Below are 19,917 nucleotides of genomic sequence, written 5' to 3'. Positions count from 1 at the left end.
CCCGCGAACGGCCCCGCGCGCGGATGCCCGTGTTCAGGATGCCCGCCAGCAGGACCCTCGTTTGCAGGATCCGCGTCTTCAGGACCCCCGCACCCAGGACCCCCGCACCCAGGCCCTCCGCGCCGATGTCGCGCGGGGCCAGGACCCGCGGCTTGCCCGGCGCCAGCCCGAGGCGGGGCAGGCCCTGCCGGAGGGCGAGGTGCCTGCCCAGCGCGTGCCGGTGCGGCCCGCGGCGCCGCGGCAGGCCATCGCCCGCTTGGGGCAGGACCCGACCCAGGTTCGCGCGCCGGCTCCCGATTCCCAGGCTGTCCGCCAGGATCCGTCGAACGCTCGCGCCGCCGCTCCGGCCCCCCAGGCCCGGCGGCCGGATGTCGGCTTCGGCGAGGCGGACTTCGCCGATTCGACCCGCCGCCCGCCGCCGCGCCCGGCGGCCGCGCCCGATCTGCCGCAGCGGCAGGCGTCGCTGGCCGCGCCGCCGCAGCGTGCCGCCCTTCTGCCGCCGCGCGGCGACGGCGAGCCGGTGGACCGCAGCGCCACTTCCGTGCGCCTCGGCTACGGTTCCCTCGCCCATCAGGCTCAGGTGGCGGCCCAGGCGGCATCCCAGGTGCCTCCCAACGGCCGCAGGGCGCCCGATCCGCGCGTGCTGCCCGAAGACGGCGACGACTATGAGGCGATGACACCGCGTCCCGCGCCTTCGGCGGAAGCGCGGCGTGCCGCCGCTCCGGTGCAGCCGCAACAGGCCTACGCCCAGCCTCCTCAGCAGGAGGCCAGCGCGGCCTACGCCTATTCCGCGCCCCGCCGCGCCGAAGGCGAGGACGACTACGAGGAATATGACGAGGCCTACGACCCCCAATACGGCGAGGACGGCTACATGCCGCCCCACGGCGAGGAGGTCTTCGATGGCGAGGCGCGGCGCCGGAAGGGCCGTACCGCCCTGCTGATGGTGGCCTCCGTGCTCGGCATCATCATCGCCGGAACGGCGGGGGTGTTCGCCTACCGCATGGCGGTGCATGGCGGCCCCGCCGGCACCAGCGGCGGGGCACCCGTGATCCGCGCCGATACCGCGCCGAGCAAGATCGTGCCTCCGCCGAACAGCGCCCCCCAGGACGCCCAGCAGAAGCTGATCTACGACCGTGTTGGTGGCGCCGCGCCTGGCAGCGAAAAGATGCTGCCCCGCGAGGAGCAGCCGGTGGACGTGAACACGGCCGCCGTCCGCGGCACCCAGCCGGCGGCCACCGATCCGGTCATCAATTCCCTCGCCACGGAGCCGAAGCGCGTGCGCACCCTCACCGTGCGCTCCGACGGCACCATCTCGCCCGAGGGCGCGCCCGCGGCTCCCGCTGCCGCGCCGGCGGCGGGCTCGCAGGCGCTCGCCGCCTACACCGCGACCCAGATGCCAGGCGCGCCGCCGCCCATGCTTCACGCGCCCAGCACCTCCGCCAAGATCGACGCCCCGCCGGTGAGCCGCACGGGTGACTTCGTGGTGCAGGTGGCCTCCCAGCGCTCGGAGGCGGATGCCCTCGGGTCCTGGAAGGCGCTGCAGACGCGCTATCCGAACCTCCTTGGCAACTATGCGGCATCGGTGAAGAAGGCGGACCTGGGCGACCGGGGCATCTACTACCGTGCCCAGGTGGGCCCCTTCGCTTCCAAGGATCAGGCCAACGAGCTGTGCCAGGCGCTGCGCGCCCAGGGCGGCGACTGCATGGTGACGAAGAACTGAAGGTCGTCCGGTTCCCGGAAAGCGGCGGGCTTGAATGCGAGAAGGCCCCGGATGCACGCATCCGGGGCCTTCTGCTTTTCTCGGGCTGCCCGCCGCTCAGGCGGGCTTCAGGGGCGCGCCGATGCGGCCGGCGAGATCCTGGATGTACTGATAGGCGGTGCGGCCCGAGCGGGCGCCGCGCGTGGTGGCCCATTCCAGCGCCTCGGGCCGCCATTGCGCCTCGGCCACCGGCAGGGCGTGGTGCGCCACATAGGCCGCGACCATGGCGAGGTATTCCTCCTGGCTGCACTTGTGGAAGCCCAGCCACAGGCCGAACCGGTCGGAGAGCGAGACCTTCTCTTCCACCGCCTCGCCGGGGTTGATGGCGGTGGAGCGCTCGTTCTCCATCATGTCGCGCGGCAGCAGGTGGCGGCGGTTGGAGGTGGCGTAGAAGATGACGTTGTCCGGCCGCCCCTCGATGCCGCCTTCCAGCACCGCCTTCAGTGACTTATAGGAGGTGTCGTCGGCATCGAACGAGAGATCGTCGCAGAAGACGATGAAGCGGTGCGGCGAGCCGCGCACCAGCCCCATGAGCGCGGGCAGGGTCTCGATGTCCTCGCGGTGGATCTCCACCAGCTTGAGCCGGCCGGGCTGCTCCGGCGGCAGGCTGCGCTCCACGGCGGCGTGAGCGGCCTTCACCAGGGAGCTCTTGCCCATGCCGCGCGCGCCCCAGAGCAGCGCGTTGTTGGCCGGCAGGCCGGTGGCGAAGCGGCGCGTGTTGTCCACGAGCTGGTCGCGCATCCGGTCGATGCCCTGCAGCAGGTCCATCTCGACGCGGTTCACCCGCGGCACCGGCTCGAAGCGCGGCGGCTCGGTCTGCCACACGAAGGCGTCGGCGGTGTCGAAGCCGGGCGCCGGCACCGGCGGCGGCGCAAGGCGGTCGAGGGCGGCGGCGATGCGCTCGAGGAGCGCGAGCGTGGCGGAAGTGGCGGTCGTATCCGTCTGTTCAGGCATGTTTTCCTCCCCAATGACCGGATAGAGCGCACCCGCCGGGCGGGCAAGGCAGCGGGCGCGGGGCTGGCCACCAAGCCATGTTCACATCGCATGGGAACGGCCTGCGCCACGTCATCTGTGGCCCTGCCGCATCAGCGTGGGGATGGAATGTGCAATGCGGCAATCCTGCCTTAACTTTTCCGCATCAGGCTGAGAGCACTGGGGTGATCGGGGCGAGCCGAACCCCTCGGGGCACGCGAAGGCAAAAGCCTGCGCGAGCGCCGGAGGCGGGGGATCGGTTTAACGCGAAGGGCGATGCCGTGGTGATCCGTCACCATCGGTGACGCCCTTTCTGAGAGCAATTGCCGGAGAGGCCGATGCGACCCAAACGACATGCGCGCGCCGCTGTCCTCACTTCCGCGGTTCTGCTGGCGGGCGGAGCCCATGCGCAGGACGCCGTGACCGCCAAGACCACGCTGAACGCGGACGGCACCACGTCCATGACCTACGCGAACAGCCTGTCGGACCTCTCCACCCAGGTGGGGCTCGACATGTCCGCGGCCCGCACCAGCGTGGCCCCGGCGCAGGCGGCCGGCACCGACACGGTGAGCGGGAAGGCCTTCGCCAAGGTGACCCTGGATGCCTTGCCGGACTGGCTGTTGTGGCAGAAGGGCTCGGTGAACGTGGCGGTGAGCCCCACCGAGGAGGAAAGCAAGCTCGGCACCACCCTCTCGCGCAGCTGGACGGTCAACGACGGCCTGAAGGCCGAGCTTTCCGACAGCTACCAGGTGGGCCGCACCGGCACCGCCAACGGCTGGCAGATGGACAAGAAGCTGAGCGTCACCGGCGTTGCCACCGACACGACCCTCTCCCTCGGCGCGCGGATGACCGACGAGGCCCAGCGGCTGCTGCCGAGCCTCAGCGCCCAGCAGAAGGTGTTCGGTGGCCTCAATGTCACCACCACGGTGGCGGACACGGGCAGCGACATCAACAAGAGCATCACCGCCGGCTTCTCCCACCGCTGGTGAGAGCCCGGCCGGCGGGCGCATGGCTTCCGGCAGATGCCGGTTCGCCGGAAACGCTTGCAACTCCCACCCGGCGGCGATTGAGGACCTGGGATTGCGGCGCGCCCCGCCGGAACCGACCTAGCGCCAGAGGATGGCCACGAGGAACCGCCCGGCCACCAGCAGCAGGAAGGCGCCGAAGCCGATCTCCAGGTGCCGGCGGCTCAGCCGGTGCGCCAGCCGCGCGCCCACCGGGGCGAACACCGCCGCCAGCGGCGCCATCAGCACGAAGCCCAGCACCGAGACATAGCCGAGCGACAGCGGCGGCAGCGCCGAAAGGTGCGGCCAGCCCGCCACCGCATAGCCGATGACGCCGGGCAGGGGGATGAAGATGCCGATGCCGGCCGAGGTGCCCACCGCCGCGTGGATCGGCACGCCATAGAGCAGCAGGATGTTGGTGGCGATGCCGCCGCCCGAGATGCCCACCAGGGACGAGGCGAGGCCGATTCCGAAGCCGTAGGCGCCCATGGCGCGCGCATCCGGCAGCGTGTCGGCGACGCGGATATCGTTGCGCCCCAGGAGGCTTTTCAGCCCCAGCATGCCCACCACCAGCACGAATACCGCCTGCAGCACCCAGCCCGGCACCCAGGCGGCGATGGCGCTGCCCGTGAGGATGCCGATGATAGCCGGCAGCCGCCAGCGCTTCACCACGCCCGGCAGCACCGCGCCCTTCTTCTGGTGCGCGCGATAGGAGGTGATGGCGGTGGGAATGATGATGGCGAGGGAGGTGCCCACGCAGAGCTGCATGCGGATGCTCTCCTCCACCCCCATCACCCCGAACACCTCGTAGAGCACGGGCACCATGACGCCGCCGCCGCCCACGCCGAACAGGCCGGCGATGATGCCGGTGAGGACGCCGCCCGCAAGCAGGGCGAGGCACAGGGTGGCGAGTTCGCCCCAGGGGATGGACGAGAGCACGCGAAACCTCCTTGGCGCGTCGGCGGGCAGGGCGCGGGCCGGATCGCGCGGAACCATCGGGACACCGGATGGCCGGAGCGCTTCGTCGTCCCGGCGCCCTAGGGGGCTTCGCCGGGGCGGGGAAGGAAGGTCCCGGCCGGGGGGAAGGACCGCGCTTCGGGATATGGGGATTCCACGGGCGCGGCAGGTGGAAGAGGGCTTGTGTGCGCCAGTTCGGCGAGCCTGTCCAGGGCCCCGGCGGCGCGGGCTCACGCCATCGGTTCAGCTCCTTGGCCAGCGCCAAACCGCGTTCTCCCAAGCGCCGCGTGGTCCCGGCCAGAGACCCGTGGGGCAGGCGCAGGGGGTTTCGGGATTCAAGCCGCGGCGAGGTCCCGGCGCCGGACATGGTCCACGGCGTCGCGCAGCACGTCGAGGCCCGCGCCCGGCTTCACGGATTCGGTCGCGAGATGCCGGCGAAAGAGGCGCGAGCCCCGCCGGCCGCCGAACAGCCCCAGCATGTGGCGGGTGATGTCGGACAGGCGGCCGCCGGCTTCGAGGTGCGCCGCCACGTAGGGCTCGAACGTGTCGAGGGCGGCATAGGTGTCGGCCGCCGGGGCAGGGGTGCCGTAGAGGCGCGGATCCACCTCGTGCAGCAGCTCCGGCTCGTGGTAGGCGGCGCGCCCGAGCATGATGCCGTCGAGCCCGGTGGCTGCGGCAAGGCCGGCCTCGATGCCGCCGATGCCGCCGTTGAGGACCATGGGCACATGGGGCAGGCGCTGCTTGAGCCGGCGCACGCGGTCGTAGTCCAGGGGCGGGATGTCGCGGTTCTCGCGCGGGGAGAGGCCCTTCAGCCACGCCTTGCGGGCATGGACGACGAGGGCGTCCGTGCCCGCCGCGATCACCGCATCGGCGAGCTGGTCCAGGGCTTCCTCGGGGTCCTGCTCGTCCACGCCGATGCGACACTTGACGGTGATGGGAATGGCGACGGCCGCCTTCATGGCGGCGACGCATTCGCCCACCAGGGTCGGCGCGCGCATGAGGCAGGCGCCGAAATTGCCGCCCTGCACGCGGTCCGAGGGGCAGCCCACGTTGAGGTTGATCTCGTCATAGCCGAAATCGGCGCAGATGCGCGCCGCCTGCGCGAGCTGGGCGGGGTCGCTGCCGCCGAGCTGCACCGCCACAGGGTGCTCCGGGGCATTGAAGCCGAGCAGCCGCTCGCGGTCACCGTGAATGATGGCGGGCGCCGTCACCATCTCCGTATAGAGCCGCGCGTGGCGCGAGAAGCTGCGGTGGAAGGCGCGACAATGCCTGTCCGTCCAGTCCAGCATGGGCGCAACGGAGAAGCGCAGGCTCTTGGGATCCAAAGGCAAAATCGGGATGCTCCGCTTCGGGGCCGGCGCGTCTCGTCGCGCCGTTGCCCTTGAAAGTCCGCCGTCCAGGAGGCCGGCACCGCGCGACCGCGCCGTGTCGAGGAATGGTGATTATCCCCGTCATCCTATCAGCCGGCGGGGATGCGGCTCAACCAGCTGCGCCGGGCGCTTTCCCCGCGCCTCAATCCGCCGGCGAGGGCTCCTCGACGGCGGCGGACGCGGCGGCGTTGGGGTCTCCGGGCTCCGTCTCCCAGGCGAGGCCGGGGATGGCGACGATGCGCCGTCCGCGCCCATCCTGCCGGCAGACGATCACCTGGCGCTCTTCCATGTAGGCGATGAGGCGCCGCGCCCGGCCCGGCGAGCGGCTGCCGTAGGCGCGGGCCACCTCGGCGTCGGAAGGGCAGGGGCGGTGGTCGAATGCCGCGCGGGCGAGGGAGAGGAACACGCCCTGCATGTCTTCCGGCAGGGCAGCGGCCATGCCCAGGACCTCGGCCCAGGGGGAATCCTCCGCTTCCGCCTCGGCGAGGTCGATGCCCGCATGGGCCACCGCCAGCCGCCGGCGGAAGGCGGAGAGGGAGAGCGCATCGCTCCCCAGGCGGCGGATGCGGCAGCGCACCAGGAAGTCCTGGTAGAGCACGGCGATGGAGCGGAAGCCGGAATCGCTTTCGGCCAGGATCTCGCGGAGCGCCGAGTCGATGGCCGCCTCGCGCTGCTCGGGCGTCAGGGCCGGCGCCACATGGGCGGGCGCCACCTGCTGGGCTCCGGAGTGAGCGGGCGCGCCGTGGCCCGGCGGCTCCGAAGCGGACGGCTGCCCGGCGGGCATGCCGCGGGCGAGCTGGGCCAGCACATCCGCCGTGGCGGCCACGGCCGGCGCCCGGCGGGGGATCAAGGTGCGGATCTCGTCGGCGCCCGGGGTGAAGATGAGGTCGTGGGCGTCCTCGGCGGCGGCGGGCTCGGGCAGGGGCAGCAGCCGGGGGCTGGTGGAGCGCGCCTGCGTCTCCACCGCGCCGATGCGCACCGGCAGCGGGCGCCGCGCCAGCGCCGGGCCCAGGGCCACGAAATTGCCGCTCTCCAGATCGCGGAACATCTCGGCCTGCCGTCGCTCCATGCCCAGAAGGTCGGCGGCGCGGGCCATGTCGATGTCGAGGAAGGTGCGGCCCATGAGGAAGTTGGAGGCTTCCGCCGCCACGTTCTTCGCCAGCTTGGCGAGGCGCTGGGTGGCGATGACGCCGGCAAGGCCGCGCTTTCGGCCGCGGCACATGAGGTTGGTCATGGCGCCGAGGGAGACCTTGCGCGCCTCGTCGGAAACCTCGCCGGCGGCGGCGGGCGCGAACAGCTGCGCCTCGTCCACCACCACCAGCAGCGGGTACCACATGTCGCGCTCGGCATCGAACAGGCCGCCCAGGAAGGCGGCGGCGGCGCGCATCTGCTGCTCGCTGTCCAGCCCTTCGAGGTTCAGCACCACGGAAACGCGATGCTGCCGCACGCGGGCGGCGATGCGCTGCAGGTCCGCCTCGCCCCGCTGGGCATCCACCACCACATGGCCGTAGCGGTCCGCCAGGGTGACGAAGTCGCCCTCGGGGTCGATGACGGCCTGCTGCACCCAGGGCGCGCTCTGTTCCAGGAGCCGGCGCAGCAGGTGCGATTTTCCGGAGCCGGAATTGCCCTGCACCAGCAGGCGCGTGGCCAGCAGTTCCTCGAGGTCCATCACGGCCGTGCCCCCGCCGGAGCGGGTGCCGAGGTCGATGGACACCTTCGTGGGCGTCGTCATCGCGGCGCCCACCCAGTGTGGACAGGGCAGGAAATCATGGCCGCACTCATATCAATTCGCGGCGCGAGTTCAACCACGCCACGCCGCCGGTGGATAGCGCGCCCGGCGCCGGGCGGCCATGCCTCACCCGAAGGTGAGAATCCGCATACGCACATATGATTGTCCGCCGCGGAGGGCCGGAACACCATTCGCGCGGGCCACGAGGCCGGGCGCCCGCCGGTCCATCTCAACGGAGACGCACCATGAAAAGATCAGGTTCCGCCGTCTGGACGGGAGGCTTCGCCCAGGGCTCCGGCACCATCTCCACCATCAGCGGCGCGCTCGCCGCCGCGCCCTACAGCGTCAGCAGCCGGTTCGAGGACCGCCCCGGCACCAATCCCGAGGAGCTGATCGGCGCCGCGCACGCGGGCTGCTTCTCCATGGCGTTCGCGCTCATCCTCGGCGAGGCGGGCTTCACGCCCGAGCGCATCGAGACCGAGGCGGACGTCACCCTCACCAAGGGGGCCGAGGGCTTCTCCATTTCCGCCGTCCACCTCACCCTGCGCGCGAAGATCGCGAATCTCGACGAGGCACGCTTCCGCGAGCTGGCGGACAAGGCCAAGGCCTCCTGCCCGGTTTCCAAGGTGCTCAACGCCCGGATCAGCCTCGACGCCGCGCTGGCGGCCTGAACGGGGGAGGCGGCGCGCCCGCCGCCGCGGCGGCGGGCATTCAGGCGAGCATGCCCTGTGCGCGCAGCCAGGCTTCATACCAGGCGGGCCACTGCGCGGTGGCGGTGCCCGGCCGACCCATGCCGAAGCCGTGGCCGCCGCCCGGCAGCTGGCGCAGCTCGGCCGGCACGCCGGCGCGGGCGCAGGCCTCGGCCATGATGACCGTGTTCTGCGGACTGGAGATGGGATCGTCCTTCGCCTGGACCAGGAAGAAGGGCGGGTCGCCCCGCGCCACATGGGTCTGCACCGACCATTCCGCGCTTTGTTGGCGGGAGGGATGGTCGCCGATCAGCATCCGCCGGGTCGACGTGTGGTCATAGGGCGGCTCAAGGGTGATGACGGGATAGATGAGCGCGGCGGCCGCGGGACGCACCGGCTCGCCATCCTGCGCGTCCACCGGCGCGTAGGATTGGAAGCCGAAGCGCGTGGCGGCAAGGCCCAGCAGGTGTCCGCCCGCCGAGAAGCCCAGCACGCCGATGCGGGGCGGATCGCGCCCGCTTCCGGCTGCCTCGGCACGGATGAGGCGCAGGGCCCGCTGGGCGTCCTGAAGCGGGGCGAGGGGGCCATCGCGCCATCCCTCCCCGGGCAGCCTGTAGACGAGGATGAAGGCCGTGATGCCCCGCGCAGCCAGCCAGCGGGCAGCCGGGCGCGCCTCCTTGTCCATCTGGATCTGGCGGTAGCCGCCGCCGGCAGCCACCAGCACGGCGCAGCCGACGGGCCGCGCCGGCCGGTGAACCTCCAGCATCGGCACCGCGATGTTGCTCAGCGCGCCGCTCCGGCCCACCTTCGGCGCCCCGGCCGGTCCGCCCCCGCCCGGCGGCGTGCCGGGCCAGAGCAGAATAGTGCCGGCGGCATCGGGCGCCGCACGGGTGCCTTCTGGCGGGGACGCCCCCGCGCGGCCCGAAGCCAGGGCCGCTGCAGCCATCATCAGGGCCCGGCGGTGGATCAACCGCGTATCTCCTCTATCCGCGACCGACCGTGCGGAAGGGCGGCGCTCACGCGAGGCCGCGTGTCTGGATCCGAGAGTCATACGCCGGTTTGCCCGACTCCATCATGAAACGGAACGACGGTCATGCTTCGCCGGCAGCCGGCTCCGGGAGGCCCGGCCGCAATCGGGCGATTCTGGCGTGCGTGCCATGGGAAACCGTCGGCTGCGGCGTGCCCGTGGCGCCTGCGCGTCAGCCGCGTTGCCGGCAAAGGGTTGTTAACGTTAAGTTTCGGTAACCGGGGAGCCGCGTGCGTCGCGGCTGGACAGAGGGACGCGGCTCGTCCAATCACAAATGTCTTGCAATCGCCGGGCGACCGCCTAAAAAAATGATCCAACCCGGATTGGTCGGGCTGGCGGGAGCAGGTGATGCAAAACCGGATATTGCCGTATGCGCACCTCATGGACGAGATCCAGAAGAAGGAGCTCGGCCCGTTCAGCCATTTTCTCGATGGCATCTGGCGGCATTTCTCGGCCTCGGCGGCGAGCACGCTGGCTATCGCGGGCCTGTGGGCGCTGATCGAGGGTGGCTTCGCCGTCTACATGATGCCCGTCAGCGTGCTGGTGACTCAGATGGCGAGCGGCCTCTACGGCCTGCGCGCCTGGAGGGATGCCGAGCGGCGCAAGCGCATCTATGACAGCAACTCCTGCCAGGATTACCTGCGTGCACTGGAGCAGCGCGCCCGCGGCGTGGTCGCCTCTCAGCGTGGCTCGGTGTGGATCGTCATGGACCCCGACAGCCTGGACAACGTCTCCCAGATCCGCGTGATGAGCGATCGGGAGTATCAGCTGTTCCGTGCCCAGGGCATCGCCTCCGGTCGGCCGCTGGATGAGGTGCGTATCCGCCAGGGTTCGCTTGGCCTCACCCAGGTGCGTGACGGGCGTGAGCACGCGCCGCAGGAAGTCGATATCCTCACCGGCCGCATCAAGATGCGTCCGAGCTCCGGGCGAATCGAGCGCTGGAGCAAGGAGAGCGAGGAGTATGCCCGTGGCCTGCAGCGCGCCCCTCAGCGGCGTGCCGCCAGCGCGGAGGGGGCAAAGTCCGTCGGGGCGTCCTCGGCGGGCCTTTAGCCTTCGGCTGGGCGGTTGGCCAAGGGGCGTGATCGCCCGTTGGGTGTGACTTTCGGGTAGGGGCATTGCCTTAACTTTTGAGCCGGCCGCGGGCCCCGTCGCCACGGGGCCTTTTCGCGTTTTCCGGCGGTGCGGCTGAATGGCGGTCGCCGCGCGTCAATCGGCGTTGTCCCCAGAACGGATACATCTGTCTGGCTGGCGCTCGTTCCTTTTCGGATGGGCCTTCGCGCGCGGGTTTCCGCCAGCCTGGACCGGCCGGCCTCGCGAGATGCAGCGCTCTGGCCCGGCGTCGGGCGCGGGTGTCGGCAGAATGTCGTTTGCGAAGCGGCGCCCGGTGCAGGAAAATAGCGGAGCACGTCGCATCGGCGGCACAGCCAACGGGTCCCGTCACGTGAGCATACGTCTCCTTTCCGTCCTCCTGCTGGCGGCCTGCGCGCTGGTGGGCGCCGTCGCGCCACGGCCGGCATCGGCCCAGAGCGCGTTCCAGACCCATGTGCCCGCCGCCATACTGGTGGATTTCGAGACCGGGACCATCCTCTATGAGAAGGATGCCGACCGGCAGTTCCAGCCCGCGAGCCTCGTCAAGGTGATGACGGTGGCGGTGGTGTTCGGCCAGATCAAGGCGGGCAAGATCACGCCTGACACGCCCTTCGTCGTCAGCGTCAACGCCTGGCGCCGGGGTGGCGGCCCTTCGGGCGGGGCGGCCATGTTCGCGGAGGTGAACAAGCCGGTGCGGGTGGAGGATCTGGTGGCGGGCGCGGTGGTCGTTTCGGGCAACGACGCCGCCATCGCCCTGGCCGAGGGCATCTCCGGCACGGAAGGCCAGTTCGCCGTGCTCATGAACGAGACGGCCAAGGCCATCGGCATGACGAACAGCGATTTCCGCAACGCCACGGGCTTCGCCGACCCCGCCCAGCTCAGCACCGCGCGCGATCTCGCGACCCTGGCGCAGCACCTGATCCGCACCTATCCCCAGCAGTATGCGGTGTTTGCTCTGCCGGGCATCGACTGGAGCAAGATCAAGCAGCGCAACCGCAACCCGCTGCTGAACGCCGGTGTGGGGGCGGACGGCCTGCAGGTGGGTTGGCTGAAGGATGTGGGCTACAACCTGCTCGGCTCGGCCGTTCAAAATGGGCAGCGCCTGGTGGTGGTGGTGCTTGGCGCCAAGACCGAGAAGGAGCGGATGGACGAGGCGCGCAAGCTGCTGGAATGGGGGTTCCAGTCGTTCCAGCAGCGCGAGATCTTCGCCGATGGGTTGGAGGTGGGCCGGGCCCAGGTGTTCGGCGGGGCGGGCGGCTCCGTGGGGCTGGTGGCGAAGGGGCCGGTGCGCCTGCTCACCTCCCGTCGCGGGGGCGAGAAGATCACTGCCCGCGTCACTTATGTCGGGCCGCTGCGGGCGCCGGTCGCGCAAGGCGCGCAGGTGGGGCAGCTGGAGGTGACGCGCGGCGACATCAAGGTGCTGGACGTGCCGCTCTATACCGCCGCGGACGTGCAGGTGGGCACGCTCTGGGACCGGGCGCTCGACGGCGGCGTGACCTTCCTCGGGGATTCCGCGCGGGATCTCGTGGCGAAGGCGGTCGCGAAGCTGCATAAGTGACGGCCCGAAGCCTGGAGCCTTTCCCTGTTCCAGGGAATCGGGGAACCGCTCCGGATTCTCGCGTTGACGCGTTTTCTTTCCGCGAACCGGTTCCCACGTCGCTCGAAAACGCTCTAAGGGACCGCCCCATGCTCCATTCTCCCCGCCCGCGCGGCTGGTTCATCACCCTGGAAGGCGGGGAGGGCACCGGCAAGTCGACCCAGGCGCGCCTCCTCGCGGAACATCTGCGCGCGCGCGGTCGCCGGGTGGTGGAAACACGCGAGCCGGGTGGCTCCGCCGGGGCGGAGGCGGTGCGCCATGTCCTGCTCTCCGGCGCCGCGGAGCCCCTGGGCCCGCGGGTGGAGGCGCTGCTGTTCGCGGCGGCGCGGGCCGACCATGTGGATACCCTCATCGCGCCCGCGCTGGCCGAGGGGGCGGTGGTGGTGTGCGATCGCTTCATTGATTCGACCCGCGTCTACCAGGGTGCCGTCGGCCGGGTGGAGGAGGACCTGCTGCGCGCGCTGGAGCGCGTGTGCGTCCGCGCCCGGCCCGACCTGACCCTGGTGCTCGACGTGCCGCCGGACGTCGGGCTGGCGCGGGCCTCCGCGCGCGGCAAGGGCGCGGTGGCCGACCGGTTCGAGAAGGAGGGCCTCGCCTACCACACGGCGGTGCGCGACGCGTTCCTCGCCCTCGCCGCCGCCGATCCGGCGCGCTGCGCAGTGGTGGATGCCACCCCGGCGGCGGAGGCGGTGGCCGCGCGCGTCGCCGCACTGGTGGACGCGCGCCTCGCCGCGGCGCCGGTGCCGGAGGCGCGGCGATGAGCGAGGGGCCGGCGGGAGACGTTCTGCCCGAGGCGCCGCACCCGCGCAGCCAGGATCGCCTGTTCGGCCATGCCGTGGTGGCGGCGGACCTCGCCGCCGACTGGCGCGCCGGGCGCCTGCCCCATGCGCTGCTGCTGGGCGGGCCGGAGGGCGTGGGCAAGGCGACGCTGGCCTATCGGCTCGCCCGCGCGGTGCTCGCCGGGCCGGAGGCGGCGGGGGGGCCGCTGGCGCTCGATGTGCCGCCCAATCATCCGGTGTTCCGGCAGGTGGCGTCCTTCACCCACCCCGACCTGCTGGTGCTGCGCCGCGTGCCCGAGGCTGGGGAGGAGAAGATCCCCACCGTGATTCCGGCGGAGATGGTGCGCCGGGTGCGCGCCTTCTTCGGCGCCACGGCGGCGGGCGGGGGCTGGCGCGTCTGCATCGTGGACACGGTGGACGAGCTGAACGCCTTCGGCGCCAACGCGCTGCTGAAGACGCTGGAGGAGCCGCCGCCGCGCGCGCTGTTCCTCCTCATTTCCCACGCGCCGGGGCGGGTTCTGCCCACCATCCGCTCGCGCACGCGGCTGGTGCGGCTGCGCCCGCTGGCGACCGAGGAGGTGCTGGCGGCGCTGGATCATCTGCGCGGCCAGGGGGTGGAGATGGACCCCGCGCTGCTGCCCTCGGCGGCGGAGGCGAGCCAGGGCAGCGTGCGGCGCGCCGTGGTGCTGGCGCGGGGCGAGGGCATGGAGGTGCGCGCGGCCACCCTGCGCGCCCTCGACCAGCTTCCCGCACCCAAGGCCGAGGAGCTGCACGCCCTCGGCGCGCGCCTTCAGGGCGACAGGGGCGACGGGCTTGCCCTGTTTTCCGAGGCGGTCAGTGACTACATCGCCGCCCGTGCCACCGGTGGGGGCGAGGCGCCGCATCGCCTTGTCCGGCTGGGCGAGGTGTGGGAGAAGGTAAGGCGCAGCGTGATCGAGGCGGATGTGTTCAATCTCGATCGCAAGGCGCTGGTGTTCCGCATCTTTGCCGACCTCTCCGAAGCCGTGCGCTGAGACTGGCGCCTCGGCCGGATCGTGGCCGGCATCTCCGTTCGAGCCGCCTCCGAGCCGTCAAAGAGCCGCCCATGCCGACGAAGCCGCCGTTCTACATCACCACCGCCATCGCCTATCCCAATGGCGTGCCGCACATGGGCCACGCCTATGAGGCGATCGCGAGCGACTGCATCGCGCGCTTTATGCGGCTCGACGGCTATGACGTGCGCTTCCTCACCGGCACCGACGAGCACGGCATCAAGATGCTCCAGACCGCGCAGAAAGCCGGCCTGACCCCGCGCGAGCTGGTGGAGCGCAATGTGCCGCGCTTCCAGGCCATGGTGGAAACCTTCGGTCTCTCCAACGACGATTTCATCCGCACCACCCAGGAGCGGCACCATGCGTCGGCCCAGGCCATCTGGGCGAAGATGGAAGCCAACGGCGACATCTACAAATCCACCTATTCCGGCTGGTACTCGGTCCGTGACGAGGCCTATTACGCCGAGGCTGAGACCCTGCTGAACGCTGATGGCGTGCGCCTCGGCCCCCAGGGCACGCCGGTGGAATGGGTGGAGGAGGAAAGCTATTTCTTCCGCCTCTCGGCCTACCAGGACCGCCTGCTCGCCTATTACGCGGAAAACCCCGGCTTCATCATGCCGGAGGCGCGCCGCAACGAGGTGGTGAGCTTCGTTTCCGGCGGCCTGCAGGATCTCTCCATCTCGCGCACCACGTTCGACTGGGGCATCCCGGTTCCGGGCGATCCCAAGCACATCATGTACGTGTGGGTGGACGCGCTCACCAACTACATCACCGCGCTCGGCTATCCCGACACGGAGGATGAGCTTTTCAAGCGCTACTGGCCGGCGAACCTGCACGTCATCGGCAAAGATATTATCCGCTTCCATGCGGTCTACTGGCCGGCGTTCCTGTGGTCGGCGGGGCTGGAGGCGCCGCGGCGCGTGTTCGGCCACGGTTTTCTCTTCAACCGCGGGGAGAAGATGTCGAAGTCGGTGGGCAACGTCATCGACCCGTTCGACCTCGCGAGCACCTACGGCGTGGATGCCATCCGCTATTTCTTCCTGCGCGAGGTGTCGTTCGGCCAGGACGGCTCCTATAGCCATGAGGCGATCGTGGCGCGCATGAACGCGGATCTCGCCAACGACCTCGGCAACCTCGCCCAGCGCTCCCTGTCCATGATCGCCAAGAATCTCGACGGCGTGGTGCCGGAGCCGGGGCCGCTGCTGCCCGATGACGAGGTGATCCTCGCGGCGGCGGACGGCATTCTGGAAAAAGCCCGCGAGGCCATGGGCGTGCAGGCGGTCCACCAATATCTCAATGCCGTGTGGGCGGTGGTGGCGGACGCCAACCGCTATTTCGCCGCCCAGGCCCCCTGGGCCCTGCGCAAGACCGATCCCGCCCGCATGGCCACCGTTCTGTGGGTGACGGCGGAGGTGATCCGCGAGGTGGGGCTCCTGGTGCAGCCGGTGATGCCGGAGAGCGCCGCCAGGCTGCTCGACCTCGTGGCCGTGCCGGCGGAGGAGCGTGGCTTCGACCGGCTGGGCCCGGAGAGCCGCCTTCCGGCGGGCCGCAGCCTGCCGACCCCCGTGGGCGTCTTCCCCCGTTATGTGGAGCCCGAGGCCGCGCAGTCCTGAGGCAAAAGGGCCCTTCTGCCGAACGCACGGCACGGACTTCTGGCGAAGCCCGTCCGGCGCCGGTCGTGGGCCGGTGCCGCGCCCGGCCGCGGGGCCGGGCCTTCGCTGGCCTGACGCCGCGCGCTTTCAGCGCGTCAGCCGGTCGATGACCTCCGTCAGCCGCTCGTCGGTGGCGCCATAGGCGGCGATGGCGCCTTCGATATCGCTCGCCTGCAGCTTGCGCCCCAGCTCGCGGGCGGAGGTGCGGATGGCGGCGAGGGCGGGCGCGACGGCATCGCGCAGGCCCGGCGGCAGGTCGCGCTCGGCGCCGAGGGGCGGGTTGTCGTAGGCGCGGTCGGCGCGTGCGCCGACCAAGCACTGGGCGAGCGCGCCGCGCCATGCGGAAAGCTCTGCGGCGAAGGTGCGCGGGGTGTTGGCGTGGCTGCCGTCGGCGTCGAGCTCGCCCAGCACGGTCATGGCGGCGTCCTGCGCCTTGGCCAGCAGCGCGCCGGACGAATCGCCGTCCGCCTTGTTCTGGGCGGCGAGCCGCGCCACCTCGGACAGGGAGGCGGCGATGGAGTTGGTCGCCGTCTTCTGCTCGCCCAAGGCCTGACTGATGCTCTCGATGCGCTCGGTGGCGGAGCCCACGCGCTCGGAGACGAGATCCATGTTGCGGGAAACCTCGTTGAAGGCGCGGGTGCCGCTTTCCACCCGTCCGCCGCCCGCCACGACCGCCTGCGACACGGCGGCGAGCACCTGGTTCAGCTCCGCGAGCTTGGCGGCGATGCCCGCGGTGGTGCGGGCGGTCTGCTCCGAGAGCGCCTTCACCTCGGATGCCACCACGCCGAAGCCGAGCCCCGCCGCGCCGGCGCGGGCGGCCTCGATGGTAGCGTTGAGCGAGAGCAGCTTGGTCTGCTTGGAGATGGTGTCGATGTCGCGCGCCATCTCGCCGATGGCGCGGATGGCGCCGGTGAGCTGCTCGGTGCGGGACTGGATATCGGTGAAGGCGGAGGCGATCTCGCCGATGGCGCCGGCCGCCTGGGCCGCCTGGGAGACCGTCTGCGAGACGATGCGGGCCGCGTCGGTGGACTGGTCCTGGGTCACGGCGGCGGCCTGGGCGATGTTGTCGGTGGTGCGCGCCAGCTCCTCCACCGCGCTGGAGATGGCGACGCTCTCACCCGAAAGGCGCTGGGCATTGCCGCTGCCCCAGGCCAGCAGGCAGCTCAGGTCCCCCAGCAGCCGCGCGGCGTCGGCGATGCCGGTGGCAAGGGGCGAGGGGCGCCGGATGCCGGCTTCCGCCAGCAGCCCGGCCGCCGCGGCGGTCATCGTGATCGGCTCATCCCTGTAGGCTTCCATGTGCGGCCTCTCCTGCGGGCAATGCATTTCTTCCCAGGAATGAAGTTTTCCGTCAATTCTCGACTGTTGCTCATTCCTGCCGCCAGCTTGCTTCGGCAGGCGGCGCCCTGTCCATTGCCGTGTGCGCCGAAACGGCGGGACGCTGGCGGCATCGTCGGCGCATGCGAGGCATTTTCGCAATTCAATCAGAGGCGAAAATGCTCTACGGTGCCCCGGCCCGGCCAGACGGTGCCAGGGCACTCAGGGGAGGCTCCGGGAGCAGTGCCGATGACGAGGCTGAAAGGGTTATGTGGACTCGCGGCAGTGCTGCTGTTGACGGCCTGTTCTGGCGACCGCGGCGGCCAGCCGCAGGCGACCTATGACCCCATCCCCCCCATGATGCCGGCCGAGGCGCCGCCTCCGGCCGCCCCCGAGGTGCCGCGCATCGAGGTGCGGCTGCAGGGCGCGGATGCGACCCTGGTGCGCGGGCGGCTCGCCACCGCGCGGCGCGCGCGCGGCTACGCCATCACCGTGGACCAGCCCTCGCAGCTCGTGGCCGAGAAGCGCCTGCCGCCGGACGAGGCCCTGAAGCGCACCAACGGCGCCTCCTCCAACGCCGCCTTCCGCCTCGATTACATCTTCAACACCTCGGGCGGGGCGGTGACGGTCTCGCTGGAAGCCTCCATCGTCACCAACCCGGGCAGCCCTGGCGAGGTGGTGCGGGCCATCGCCATGCCGGGCCCGGATGCCGACGCGCTCAAGAAGGAAATTTCCGAATCGGTCTGAGCGGATGAGCCCCGGCCTCAGCGCCGGGGCGTTCCCGCGAGGCGCTCCGCCACGATCACCGTGGCGAGCGCCGCGATGGACTTCAGCACCGCGCCCAGGATGAAGGGCAGGAACGCGTTCTGGAGCGCCGGCACGATTCCGCTCCTGATGGCGATCCAGCCGGCTCCCATCGCCATCAGTGCCAGATGGCCGAGAGCGATGGCCGCGAACAGCGGCAGCGGCCGCAGCCGGGCCCAGTATTGCTGGGCGGCGCCCACGCCCACCGCCACCACCACGAAGCCCACGATGAAGCCGCCGGACGCCCCGGAGAGCACCTGCCATCCGCTGGCGCCATTGGCGAATACCGGCACGCCGGCGACCCCGAGCCCCACATAGGCCACCGCGACCAGGGCCGAGAGCTGCCAGCCCAGCAGCGCCGCAAGCGACAGCACCACATAGCTCTGCAGGGTGATGGGTACCGGCTGGACGGGCAGGGTGAGCTGCGCGCTCCAGGCCAGCAGTGCCACCGAAATGACCGCCAGCGCCAGCGCCCAGGGCGGGGAGGCTTCCGCGAGGCGCAGGAAGGCGGGGCGGAAGGGCGGCACGGCGGGGCTCCTGGCAGGCGAATCGCGGCCGGCATCGTGGCATGAGGCCCGGCACCTGTCGCGGCTGCTCGACGGCGCGCGGCGATGGGCTTAAGGGAGGGGCAGCTTACCGATATTCGTGACCTCGCCATGCTCGTCGACAGCCATTGCCACCTCGATTTCCCCGATTTTTCCGCCGAGCTGCCCGATGTGGTGGCGCGGGCGCAGGCGGCCGGGGTGGGCCATCTCGTCACCATCTGCACGCGGGTGCGCGCCTTCGAGGCCGTGCGCGCCATCGCCGAGCGGTTCGATGCGGTGAGCTGCTCCGTGGGCACCCATCCGCACAATGCCGCCGACGAGCCCGAGGTGACCACCGCCGACCTGGTGGCGCTCGCCGCCCATCCCAAGGTGGTGGCCATCGGTGAGGTGGGGCTCGACTATTTCTACGACACCTGCCCGCGCGAGGCGCAGGCCCTTGGCTTCCGCACCCATATCGCGGCGGCGCGCGAGACCGGCCTGCCGCTCGTGATCCACGCCCGCGACGCGGACGAGGACACCGCCGCCATCCTGGAGGAAGAGAGCGCCAAGGGGGCCTTTCCCTTCCTGCTGCACTGCTTCACCGCCGGGCCGGAGCTTGCGCGGCGGGCGCTGGCGCTCGGCGGCTACGTGTCCTTCTCCGGTGTCATCACCTTCAAGAAGAGCGCGGACCTGCGCGCCATCGCGGCGACCATCCCGGAGGATCGTCTCCTGGTGGAGACGGATTCGCCCTATCTCGCGCCCGTGCCCCATCGCGGCCACCGCAACGAGCCCTCGTTCGTGGTGGAAACGGCGCGGGTGCTGGCCGAGGCGCGGGGTGTGAGCGCGGCGCAGGTGGCGGAAGCCACCACGCGCAATTTCCGGCGCCTCTTCACCAAGGCGCGCGTGTGAGCGGGCCGGCGCCGGTGACATGAACGGGAGGACGCCATGAACCATGATCACTACGCCGACAGCTATATCCGCGGCATCCTGGAGGAGGTGCGGACCATCGCCATCGTCGGCGCCAGCGCCAACAGCGCGCGGCCGTCCTATTTCGTCATGAAGTATCTCGCCGAGCGCGGCTACCGGGTGTTTCCGGTCAATCCGGGGCAGGCGGGCAAGGTGGTGGCGGGGCTCACCTTCGTCGGCACCCTCGCCGACGTGCCGGAACCCATCGACATGGTGGACGTGTTCCGCGCGCCCGAGCACCTGCCGGCGGTGTGGGCCGAGGTTTCCGCGCTCTCGCCCTTGCCGAAGGTGCTCTGGATGCAGCTCGGCGTGCGCCATGACGACGTGGCCGCGCAGGCGGAGGCGGCCGGCCTCAAGGTGGTGATGAACCGGTGCCCGAAGATCGAATATGCGCGCCTCTCCGGCGAGATCGGCTGGACGGGGGTGAACTCGCGCACCCTGTCGTCGCGGCGGCCGAAGCGGCTGGGTGAGGGCGTGCAGCGCCTCTCCATCGCCGCGCGCAAGCCACAGGGGCCCACGTCGCGCTGAGGCATCTTCTTCATGCGCATGGCCCCCCGTTTCGCCTGAAAATGCCTTGAACACGAAAAAAATGTATTTTCTGATAAATTACATCGGAATATATAACTTAACGGCGGCCCTCTGAGGCCGGCACCA

At 71.0% G+C, this 19,917-nt stretch carries 18 protein-coding genes; 11 read left to right on the top strand and 7 right to left on the bottom strand.

The window, feature by feature from the left end:
* The first annotated feature begins 61 nt into the window (after positions 1-61).
* On the top strand, positions 62-1,720 hold the full coding sequence (locus V5F75_RS16260; protein ID WP_394033825.1) for an SPOR domain-containing protein: 1,659 nt from the start codon (positions 62-64) through the stop codon (positions 1,718-1,720).
* A 96-nt stretch (positions 1,721-1,816) separates the two neighbouring features.
* On the opposite strand, the gene V5F75_RS16255 is transcribed toward V5F75_RS16260, so the two are convergent.
* The gene (locus tag V5F75_RS16255) at positions 1,817-2,713 is read right to left on the bottom strand and encodes an ATP-binding protein (protein ID WP_394033824.1); all 897 of its coding nucleotides are present in this window, start codon (positions 2,711-2,713) and stop codon (positions 1,817-1,819) included.
* 356 nt (positions 2,714-3,069) lie between these two features.
* On the opposite strand from V5F75_RS16255, the gene V5F75_RS16250 reads away from it, so the two are divergent.
* Positions 3,070-3,720 carry a hypothetical protein gene (locus tag V5F75_RS16250; protein WP_394033823.1) on the top strand — a complete coding sequence of 217 codons (651 nt, stop codon included), beginning with the start codon at positions 3,070-3,072 and terminating at the stop codon, positions 3,718-3,720.
* Positions 3,721-3,837: 117 nt separating this feature from the next.
* Here V5F75_RS16250 and V5F75_RS16245 read toward each other — a convergent pair whose 3' ends face one another.
* From V5F75_RS16245 to V5F75_RS16235, 3 genes are all read right to left on the bottom strand, one after another.
* Positions 3,838-4,674: a sulfite exporter TauE/SafE family protein gene (locus tag V5F75_RS16245; protein ID WP_394033822.1), complete on the bottom strand. Its 837-nt coding sequence runs from the start codon at positions 4,672-4,674 to the stop codon at positions 3,838-3,840.
* A gap of 353 nt (positions 4,675-5,027) precedes the next feature.
* Positions 5,028-5,981 carry a tRNA dihydrouridine(20/20a) synthase DusA gene (gene dusA / locus V5F75_RS16240; protein ID WP_509212178.1) on the bottom strand — a complete coding sequence of 318 codons (954 nt, stop codon included), beginning with the start codon at positions 5,979-5,981 and terminating at the stop codon, positions 5,028-5,030.
* A gap of 223 nt (positions 5,982-6,204) precedes the next feature.
* Positions 6,205-7,794: an ATP-binding protein gene (locus tag V5F75_RS16235; protein ID WP_394033820.1), complete on the bottom strand. Its 1,590-nt coding sequence runs from the start codon at positions 7,792-7,794 to the stop codon at positions 6,205-6,207.
* 242 nt (positions 7,795-8,036) lie between these two features.
* On the opposite strand from V5F75_RS16235, the gene V5F75_RS16230 reads away from it, so the two are divergent.
* Positions 8,037-8,462, top strand: coding sequence for an OsmC family protein (locus tag V5F75_RS16230; RefSeq protein ID WP_394033819.1), 426 nt, complete (start codon positions 8,037-8,039; stop codon positions 8,460-8,462).
* A 40-nt stretch (positions 8,463-8,502) separates the two neighbouring features.
* Here the strand turns inward: V5F75_RS16230 and V5F75_RS16225 are convergent, their stop codons facing one another.
* Complete coding sequence (locus tag V5F75_RS16225; RefSeq protein WP_394033818.1) at positions 8,503-9,450, bottom strand: alpha/beta hydrolase; 948 nt, start codon at positions 9,448-9,450, stop codon at positions 8,503-8,505.
* A 438-nt stretch (positions 9,451-9,888) separates the two neighbouring features.
* On the opposite strand from V5F75_RS16225, the gene V5F75_RS16220 reads away from it, so the two are divergent.
* The 5 genes from V5F75_RS16220 (at position 9,889) to metG (ending at position 15,616) form a co-directional block, all read left to right on the top strand.
* Positions 9,889-10,557 (top strand): hypothetical protein, encoded by a 669-nt coding sequence (locus V5F75_RS16220; RefSeq protein ID WP_394033817.1) that lies wholly within the window; start codon positions 9,889-9,891, stop codon positions 10,555-10,557.
* 391 nt (positions 10,558-10,948) lie between these two features.
* Positions 10,949-12,154: a D-alanyl-D-alanine carboxypeptidase family protein gene (locus V5F75_RS16215; RefSeq protein WP_394033816.1), complete on the top strand. Its 1,206-nt coding sequence runs from the start codon at positions 10,949-10,951 to the stop codon at positions 12,152-12,154.
* Positions 12,155-12,282: 128 nt separating this feature from the next.
* Positions 12,283-12,954 (top strand): dTMP kinase, encoded by a 672-nt coding sequence (gene tmk / locus V5F75_RS16210; protein ID WP_394033815.1) that lies wholly within the window; start codon positions 12,283-12,285, stop codon positions 12,952-12,954.
* The gene (locus V5F75_RS16205; protein WP_394033814.1) at positions 12,951-13,985 is read left to right on the top strand and encodes a DNA polymerase III subunit delta'; all 1,035 of its coding nucleotides are present in this window, start codon (positions 12,951-12,953) and stop codon (positions 13,983-13,985) included. The genes tmk and V5F75_RS16205 overlap by 4 nt, the downstream gene beginning before the upstream one ends.
* Before the next feature lie 71 nt (positions 13,986-14,056).
* The gene (metG, locus tag V5F75_RS16200; RefSeq protein WP_394033813.1) at positions 14,057-15,616 is read left to right on the top strand and encodes a methionine--tRNA ligase; all 1,560 of its coding nucleotides are present in this window, start codon (positions 14,057-14,059) and stop codon (positions 15,614-15,616) included.
* Positions 15,617-15,742: 126 nt separating this feature from the next.
* On the opposite strand, the gene V5F75_RS16195 is transcribed toward metG, so the two are convergent.
* Positions 15,743-16,951: a methyl-accepting chemotaxis protein gene (locus tag V5F75_RS16195; RefSeq protein ID WP_394033812.1), complete on the bottom strand. Its 1,209-nt coding sequence runs from the start codon at positions 16,949-16,951 to the stop codon at positions 15,743-15,745.
* A 303-nt stretch (positions 16,952-17,254) separates the two neighbouring features.
* On the opposite strand from V5F75_RS16195, the gene V5F75_RS16190 reads away from it, so the two are divergent.
* Complete coding sequence (locus V5F75_RS16190; protein WP_394033811.1) at positions 17,255-17,716, top strand: hypothetical protein; 462 nt, start codon at positions 17,255-17,257, stop codon at positions 17,714-17,716.
* Between the two features lie 17 nt (positions 17,717-17,733).
* Here V5F75_RS16190 and V5F75_RS16185 read toward each other — a convergent pair whose 3' ends face one another.
* Positions 17,734-18,300, bottom strand: coding sequence for a biotin transporter BioY (locus V5F75_RS16185; protein ID WP_394033810.1), 567 nt, complete (start codon positions 18,298-18,300; stop codon positions 17,734-17,736).
* Positions 18,301-18,429: 129 nt separating this feature from the next.
* Between V5F75_RS16185 and V5F75_RS16180 the strand changes: the two genes are divergently transcribed.
* Both V5F75_RS16180 and V5F75_RS16175 read left to right on the top strand, forming a co-directional pair.
* Positions 18,430-19,206 carry a TatD family hydrolase gene (locus V5F75_RS16180; protein WP_394033809.1) on the top strand — a complete coding sequence of 259 codons (777 nt, stop codon included), beginning with the start codon at positions 18,430-18,432 and terminating at the stop codon, positions 19,204-19,206.
* Between the two features lie 36 nt (positions 19,207-19,242).
* The gene (locus V5F75_RS16175) at positions 19,243-19,791 is read left to right on the top strand and encodes a CoA-binding protein (RefSeq protein WP_394033808.1); all 549 of its coding nucleotides are present in this window, start codon (positions 19,243-19,245) and stop codon (positions 19,789-19,791) included.
* Positions 19,792-19,917: the final 126 nt, after the last annotated feature.

The sequence above is a fragment of the Xanthobacter albus genome (genome assembly GCF_043194895.2).
Lineage (GTDB): Bacteria > Pseudomonadota > Alphaproteobacteria > Rhizobiales > Xanthobacteraceae > Xanthobacter.
Note: the sequence above shows the minus strand (reverse complement) of the source record. Positions and strands in the feature narration are given on the sequence as shown.